This window comes from Streptococcus sp. 2154, assembly GCF_013277255.1.
Taxonomy (GTDB): domain Bacteria; phylum Bacillota; class Bacilli; order Lactobacillales; family Streptococcaceae; genus Streptococcus; species Streptococcus pseudopneumoniae.
Map to the genome: position 1 here is coordinate 13,424 of NZ_VMMK01000035.1, position 7,985 is coordinate 21,408.

Below are 7,985 nucleotides of genomic sequence, written 5' to 3' on the forward strand. Positions count from 1 at the left end.
TGTTTTGAGGTTGCAGATGGAAGCTGACGTAGTTTGAAGAGATTTTCGAAGAGTATAAAAACTCTAGCCTTCAGTTACAAACGACTGAAAACTAGAGTTTTTTCTATTGTTTCAAAGCATTATACAAGTTGCGGATCGGTTGCTTTAATGTCGGATGGATAAAATGAGGCGCAATTTCTTGTAGAGACTCAAGAACAAAAAGGCGTTCTGCTATGTAAGGATGGGGCAAGATAAGCTCATCTGTGTAAATGACCTGGTCCTCCACAAAGAGCAAGTCCAAATCAATCAAACGAGGCCCCCAATGTACTTCTCTCACCCGTCCCATCTCTGACTCAATGGCTAACAAGGTCTCTAATAGCACTGGAGCAGGCAACCATGTTTCTACTTCAACCACTTGATTATCAAAGCTATCCTGCTCCACTCCACCCCAAGGCTCCGTCGCTAAGACACTGGACTCTTTGAGAATATGGATACCTCGAGCTCGCAGTTTGTCAACGGCTTGCTCTAAGTTTGCTTGCTTATCCCCCATATTGCTTCCTAGGGCGATAAAGGCTCGTTGCTTGCGGCGATGAATGGTTACCGAGCAAGTATCTAGTGGCAAATGCACTGGCGCCCAAGGTTTTTTCAGTTCCAGCTGAATTTCTTGGACAAGAGGATAAGCCTCAAAAGTACGTTCTACCAGTTTGTAGGCTACCGTTTCAATCAAATCCTCACTCGTTTCCTGAAACCATGTCGTCCACTGCTGACACAGTTCTCCGTAATGGACAGAGGCTGTTAAATCCAAGTCTGTAGCCGCCTTGGTCATATCATAGGATAGGATGGCTGAAACGACAAACTTCTGCCCCAATTCCTTTTCACTAGGAAAAAGACCATGATAGGCAAAAATTTCCAAATCTTTAATCTGCAGTTGATCCATAACTAGTCCTTTCTAGAAAAATCCGCTTGAAGCGGATTCTTTTTATACTCAATGAAAATCAAAGTACAAACTAGGAAGCTAGCCGCAGGCTGCTCAAAACACTGTTTTGAGGTTGCAAATGAAAACTGACGTGGTTTGAATTTGATTTTCGAAGAGTATTATAGTCCCATTAAACGATAAGCCTGATCTCGGAGGTCCTTATCTGTTTCAAATAGACCACGAGCTACTGTCGTCAAGGTTGCAGTTCCTGGTTTTCTGACACCACGCATGCTCATACACATATGTTCCGCTTCAATGACAACAAAGGCTCCTTTAGCACCTAGATAGTCCATCAAGGCATCGGCCACTTCGATATTCAAACGTTCTTGAATTTGTGGTTTTTTCGAATAAACTTCAACCGTACGAGCTAGCTTAGACAAACCTGCTACACGGCCATCTGGAATATAGGCAATATGCACTCTCCCATAAAATGGTAGAAAGTGGTGCTCACACATGGTGTGGAAAAAGATATCCTTCTCTACCACCATATTATCGTCAATAATCTCAAAGGATTTTGACAAATGTTCCTCCGCTGTTTGACCAAGACCTGAAAAAATCTCTTGGTACATACGAGCGACACGAGCAGGTGTTTCCTGCAAGCCCTCGCGATTAACGTCCTCTCCTACAGCCTCGATAATCATTTTTACAGCTGTTTCAATCTTTTGTGTATCCATTCTCGTTTTTCCTCTCCATCAGATAAGCTCTCACTTGGCTCAAGAAATACAAGGAACCTGTGACAATCCTAACTGTTTTTTTCTCTTCTTTTTTATCTGTCAATTTCTGCTCTAGAAAATCCTGCCAACCTTGGTAGCTGAGATTTCTAGACTTTGCTGCCTCTTTCAGCACGCTTTCATCAGTCGCCCGACTATCGTCAAAATGTGTCAAAGTAAGCTCGGTATCTGGGATTTGCTCCAACAAGTCCAACATATCCTCCAAGGTCTTGGTTTTGATGCAAGTAAAGAGGATTTCCTTACGATAATCCGCAAAGCGTTCTTGCAAGGTTGTCAATAAAGCCTTGATAGCATGGGGATTGTGGGCTCCATCCAAAATCATCAAGGGTTCCCTTGACACGACCTCCAGACGCCCTGGCCATCTTGTTTCTTCCAAGGCTTGACCAATCAAGTGATTGCTTGCTAGTTCTCGACCATCTTCTTGACAAAAAGTATCAAGTAAAGCTATGGCCATCCCAGCATTCTCTATTTGGTGCAAACCAAGTAAACCTGTCTGGAAGCGACCTTGTCTGACAACACTTGTATAGTCAAAAACTTCACCCGTTACTACACTCTCTTGATGACTAACTTGATAATCTTTCCCATAGGCAAGTCTCGGCGCATCTTTCCCTTCCGCAATGCGGTCAATCACAACCAAAGCTTCTGGAGCGATACGACCTGTCACCAAGGGAATACCTTGTTTGATAATACCAGCTTTCTGCTCTGCTATGGCTTCCAAGGTGTCACCAAGTAGGGCTACATGGTCCAATCCAATAGTCGTAATTCCTGTCAAAATGGGCTGACAGACATTGGTACTATCTAAAAGCCCACCCATGCCCACTTCCATGATATCCACATCTACTTGCTCTGAAGCAAAGTAGTCATAGGCTATGGCTGTGATAATCTCAAACTCGGTTGTCCCCTGTAAATTAGCGGTCGCTTCTCCCTCCAGCAAAGACTGATAGTCTGCCATGAGGGCTTCTAGCCTAGCCTCTGGAATGGAGTCCCCATTGATGCTAATCTGGTCTGTGTAATGAATGAGATAGGGCGAGCTAAACACGCCAACTCTCAGCCCTAGCTTTTCTAGCATCTTTTTCAAAAAAGTAATGGTCGAACCCTTGCCGTTAGTCCCTCCGATATGGATGACCTTGAGTTTGAGATGGGGATTGCCACGCAAAGCTAACAGTTCCACCATTCGTTCCAAGCCAAAATGCGGTTGGTCCGTCCGGTAATTGGTAATCCACTGATTGTTTTCAAATTCTTTCATCTTATTTGTATTGTTTTAAATCTAAATTTTCCGCTTCATCAGCCAGACGAATAGCGGAGGCAATTTCAACTGCCATCCTGTGACTAGCTACGTCATGCACGCGCACCACTTCTACACCCTGTCTCGCAGCGATACTAGTTACATGAGCCGAAGCTGTGTCCCAATTGCGGAAACCATGTTCTGTCTCAGGATTGACTTCAAACCCACTTTCTTCAAGGATATTGATGACAAATCGCTTGCGCGAAACTCCGAGAAAGATTGGATAGCCTTTCTGATGGAGTTTATCCAGATCCCGTAAAAGAAGCAGATTTTCTTTCTTAGTCAGACCAAAGCCAATTCCTGGATCCAGCAGGATATTTTCTGGTGCAATACCAGCTTCGTCCGCTTTCGATAGGGCTCTGTCAAAGAAAGCCTCCATCAAGTCTTCGATTGGCAATGTTTCAAAGTCAGCTAACTCTTTTTCTGTAAAGGTTTGACCAAAGCCAAAATGAGGGAAGATAAGCGAACTAGGATGCTGAGGTCGAGCCATAACTGGATTAAACATGATGACCACTTTCGCTCTCGCTTTAGCTACCACATGAGCCATTTTTTCATCACCCATGAGACCAGTGATATCATTAACTAGATTAGCACCAGCAGCCAAAGCAGCTTCTGCTACCTGACTCTTCCAAGTATCAATAGAGATGAGGACATTACTTTCCTTGCGAATCGCTTTGATCACTGGAACAACACGCTGGATTTCCTCTTCTATCTCAACATAGCTACTGCCCGGCCGAGTCGATTCTCCGCCGATATCTAGCATACTGGCTCCTTCTGCTATCAATTTACGAGCCTGCTGGAGTGCCTGCTCAAGAGCAAAAAATTGACCACCGTCCGAAAAGGAGTCTGGGGTTACATTGATAATTCCGCAAATAGCTGTCTTTACATGATTGGCTTTACTTGACATATCGGTCACTCCCTCAAGGCTTTTCATCATATTATTTCTCTATTTTACCATAAAAAGAAAAAGATGGACACGATTGCATTCATCTTTTTCCCAGTAGAAGCAAGTAAGCAATTGTCAATAATCTTATACTCTTCGAAAATCTCTTCAAACCGCGTCAACGTCGCCTTGCCGTACTTAAGTACAGCCTGCGGCTAGTTTCCTAGTTTGCTCTCTGATTTTCATTGAGTATTAAACAGAAATCCCTAATGTCCGACTCAAAATTACCACGAGAGTCAACAAACAGAAAACAACCCCATTAACAATCATGTGAAGTAAGATAGACATTTCCAAACGTTGGGTCTTGTAAGCCGTCCAAGACAGAACGATCGACATACCTCCATAAATCAATAAAGAAGGTAAATTACTTGGTTGATGCAATAAAGCAAACACAATCGTACCGACTACAAATCCCAAGTTCTCCTTGCCTCGGAAAATCTTTTTAGGAACAATCCCACGACACAAGATTTCCTCACAAATCGGAGCCAGCAAGGCTAGCAAGAAAAAGCTAGAAATCAAAGAACTATTCTGAACCATATCGTTAATCTGAGACTGGTTCCCTGTTGTCGTCTCATTTGACAGTTGCAACAAGATAGAACCAAGTATACTTGAACAGATAATGACTAAATAACTTAATCCCAATCGTGCCAAATCCTTAGCTCTAAAAAAAGAAAAATTAAAACTTGCCAATTGCGTTTTACGAGCTCCAATAATAAATAGCACCAGAACCACAATCGAAATACCAGCAACTATCAGCCCTGACTGCAACAGCGGTACTTCTCTTAAGGTTAAAATAGCAGTAACTGCTAAAGGAATCTGATATAGAATTGTCGCTAGCAAAAAGACCAAAATCCAGCCTGCACGATTCAACAATTCTTTCCACATACTTTTCTCTTCCATCATTCATCTCCTAGACTTTGTATTCAAAAAGGGGGAAATCCCCCTGGGTCATTCTATTATAGGGCCATGCTGATGTAGTTAAGGATAAACAAGGCATCCAAAATCCAAATCATGACATGAACATCTTTAGCTTGACCTTTGACAAGCTTAGTCAAAGTGTAAGTCAAGAAACCAACTGCAACCCCTTGAGTGATAGAGTAGCTGAATCCCATAAAGATAGATGTGAAGAAAGCAGGAACTGCTTCAGCCATGTCGTCCCAATGGATATTTTTCAAGCTAGCCAACATCATAATCCCAACGATAATCAAGATTGGAGCCGTAGCAGCTGTTGGTACGATCGCTAGAAGTGGGCTAAAGAAGCTTGAAATCGCAAAACAGATAGCTACAACCAAGGCTGTCAAACCAGTACGTCCACCTGCACCGATACCAGCAGCAGACTCAACATAAGTCGTTACGTTCGAAGTACCTGCGATGGCACCAATTGAAGTACCAATCAAGTCAGAGTAAAGAGCCTTGTCTAACTTAGCTGATTGATGATTTTCACCATTTGTCGCTACGATACCAACTTTTTCACCTGTACCGATCAAAGTACCAATTGTATCAAAAATATCTGTCAATGAGAAGGCAAGAATGGCCATCAGAGTTTCAGGCAAGCGAGCTGTATCTGAAATCAAAGCTCCCAAACCTTCTGAACCAAGAGCTGCACCAAAGATTGTCTTCAAATCTTCAAAAGCTGCACCAACATGGTTATTAGCAAAATCGATGCTTGACAAATCTACCAAACCAACTGCAATAGCAAGAACAGTTGTTGTCAAGATAGAGAGGATAATTCCCCCTTTAATTCCTTTGATAACAAAGAAAATTGTGATAGCAAGTCCTGCAAGAGCCACTAAAACAGCTGGATTATTAAAGCTGACCAATCCTGGAACTGCTGAAGAGTTTGCTGCAATCGTTGCTTGAGCTTTGTCAGCCCCTTCTCCTACAACAGTATAGTTACCTGGATCAATCGTAAATTTCAAAAGTCCAGCATTCTTAATCCCTACATAGGCAAGGAAGACACCGATACCAGCTGAAATAGCTGAGCGAAGAGCATTGGGAATCGATTCAATGATCATTTTACGAACATTTGTCAAGGTAATAATCAATGAAATAATCCCACAGATGAAGACCATAGCTAGGGCTTCTTGCCAAGAATAACCGAGTCCAAATACAACTGTAAAGGTAAAGAAGGCATTGAGTCCCATACCTGGTGCTTGAGCATATGGCAAGTTGGCGTAGAAGGCCATCATCAAGGTACCCGCTACTGCACCGATAATCGTTGCGAGGAAGACACCCTGAGCAGGCATTCCTGTTTGCGAAAGAATTTGTGGGTTTACAAAGAGAATATAACTCATTGCAAAGAAAGTTGTTAAACCAGCGAGAACCTCTGTACGAACGTCTGTACCGTTCTCTTTTAGTTTAAATAATTTGTCCATTATCAATCTCCTTTTAATTTTTACGAACAATAATAGAATTATATCATTTATCATTCACTTTTTCAATATCTTTGTTTAATTTATTTAAGAATTTGATGGAATTTCATTTTTTGTTTGGAATCTGCTTTTCTGTCTGCTTTTTGTTATAATAGAAGACATCTTATCTGGAAAGACACTAGAAAGGTTCATATGACGAAAAAAATTATTGCACTAGACCTGGATGGAACCCTGCTCAACTCAGACAGTCAAATTTCTGACTTTACCAAAGAAACCATTAAAAAAGTTGCTGAAAAAGGCCATCAGATTATTATTACGACGGGTCGCCCTTACCGCATGTCAAAAGATTTTTACCATGAACTAGGCTTAAACACTCCTATGATTAATTTCAACGGCTCCCTTACTCATTTACCAGACCAAGTTTGGGATTTTGAAAAGTGTTTAACTGTAGACAAAAAATATCTGCTAGACATGGTTCGACGTTCAGAGGATATTCAAGCCGATTTTATCGCTGGAGAATACCGTAAAAAATTCTACATTACAAATCCCAATGAAGAAATTGCCAATCCCAAACTATTTGGTGTAGAAGCTTTCCAGCCTGAAAATCAATTTCAGCCTGAATTGGTGACCAAGGATCCTAACTGTATTCTGCTGCAGACCAGAGCCAGTGACAAATATGCTCTGGCAAAAGAAATGAACGCCTTCTACCAGTATCAACTGTCTATCAATACTTGGGGAGGTCCGCTCAATATCCTTGAGTGTACCCCAAAAGGTGTCAATAAGGCCTTTGCTTTGGACTACTTGCTCAAGGTAATGAACCGCGACAAAAAAGATTTGATTGCCTTTGGAGATGAACACAATGATACCGAAATGCTCGCTTTTGCTGGAAAGGGCTATGCCATGAAAAATGCCAACCCAGAGCTACTCCCCTATGCAGATGAGCAAATTTCTCTGACCAATGACCAAGACGGTGTTGCCAAAACCCTACAAGACTTATTCTTATAACCTATACTGATACTCAATGAGAATCAAAGAGCAAACTAGGAAGCTAGCCGTAGGTTGCTCAAAGCACTGCTTTGAGGTTGTAGATGAAGCTGACGTGGTTTGAAGAGATTTTCGAAGAGTATGACCAGCTTGCAAGCTGGTCTTTATGCTCTTTTCACAGTCTCATCAACCAGTTATACTCATCTACTTTCAAAAAGCATTCTAGTCCATCTCCGATTAACAATGGACGTTATCACCTCCTTCTCCAGTCCTTGTATAACATCTTGAAGTTGATTCATGACATCTTCCAAAGTTCGAAAGGCTTTATTCTTAAATCCACGTTTACGAATCTCTTTCCACACTTGTTCAATGGGGTTCATCTCTGGTGTGTATGGAGGAATAAAGGTAAAGCCAATATTAGTCGGAATCTTTAAGGTACTTGATTTATGCCATATAGCATTGTCCATAACGAGTAAAAGATAATCATCTGGATAAGCTTGTGAAAGCTCTTCTAAAAAGGCGTTCATCCACTCAGTATGACATCCACCAGCTATTAAGAAAAATGATTCGCCTGTATGGGCATCAACAGCTCCATAACAATAGCGAAATTCTCGTATATAGTGACTATGGATATGTGGACCTACTCCTATTGGAGCCCAACAAGATCCCAGTTTACTGATTCTACCGAAACCAGCCTCATCTTGGTACATCAAGC

At 41.8% G+C, this 7,985-nt stretch carries 8 protein-coding genes; 1 reads left to right on the forward strand and 7 read right to left on the reverse strand.

What is annotated here, in order from left to right:
- Positions 1-103 precede the first annotated feature (103 nt).
- The 6 genes from folB to HT693_RS06970 all read right to left on the reverse strand — a co-directional run bounded on the left by folB (position 104) and on the right by HT693_RS06970 (position 6,289).
- Complete coding sequence (folB, locus tag HT693_RS06945) at positions 104-916, reverse strand: dihydroneopterin aldolase (protein ID WP_023940373.1); 813 nt, start codon at positions 914-916, stop codon at positions 104-106.
- A 158-nt stretch (positions 917-1,074) separates the two neighbouring features.
- The gene (gene folE / locus HT693_RS06950) at positions 1,075-1,629 is read right to left on the reverse strand and encodes a GTP cyclohydrolase I FolE (protein WP_138704622.1); all 555 of its coding nucleotides are present in this window, start codon (positions 1,627-1,629) and stop codon (positions 1,075-1,077) included.
- Positions 1,610-2,932 (reverse strand): folylpolyglutamate synthase/dihydrofolate synthase family protein, encoded by a 1,323-nt coding sequence (locus tag HT693_RS06955; protein ID WP_138704621.1) that lies wholly within the window; start codon positions 2,930-2,932, stop codon positions 1,610-1,612. Before HT693_RS06955 ends, folE begins: the two co-directional genes overlap by 20 nt.
- Before the next feature lies 1 nt (position 2,933).
- Positions 2,934-3,908 carry a dihydropteroate synthase gene (gene folP / locus HT693_RS06960; protein ID WP_171035925.1) on the reverse strand — a complete coding sequence of 325 codons (975 nt, stop codon included), beginning with the start codon at positions 3,906-3,908 and terminating at the stop codon, positions 2,934-2,936.
- 198 nt (positions 3,909-4,106) lie between these two features.
- Complete coding sequence (locus tag HT693_RS06965) at positions 4,107-4,814, reverse strand: CPBP family intramembrane glutamic endopeptidase (protein WP_171035924.1); 708 nt, start codon at positions 4,812-4,814, stop codon at positions 4,107-4,109.
- A 56-nt stretch (positions 4,815-4,870) separates the two neighbouring features.
- Positions 4,871-6,289: an NCS2 family permease gene (locus HT693_RS06970; protein WP_130883024.1), complete on the reverse strand. Its 1,419-nt coding sequence runs from the start codon at positions 6,287-6,289 to the stop codon at positions 4,871-4,873.
- 189 nt (positions 6,290-6,478) lie between these two features.
- Here HT693_RS06970 and HT693_RS06975 point away from each other — a divergent pair, with 189 nt between their 5' ends.
- Positions 6,479-7,291 carry a Cof-type HAD-IIB family hydrolase gene (locus HT693_RS06975; RefSeq protein WP_130883022.1) on the forward strand — a complete coding sequence of 271 codons (813 nt, stop codon included), beginning with the start codon at positions 6,479-6,481 and terminating at the stop codon, positions 7,289-7,291.
- Between the two features lie 179 nt (positions 7,292-7,470).
- Here the strand turns inward: HT693_RS06975 and HT693_RS06980 are convergent.
- A partial coding sequence (locus HT693_RS06980) for an IS630 family transposase (RefSeq protein WP_172925065.1) occupies positions 7,471-7,985 on the reverse strand: 515 nt, incomplete at its 5' end.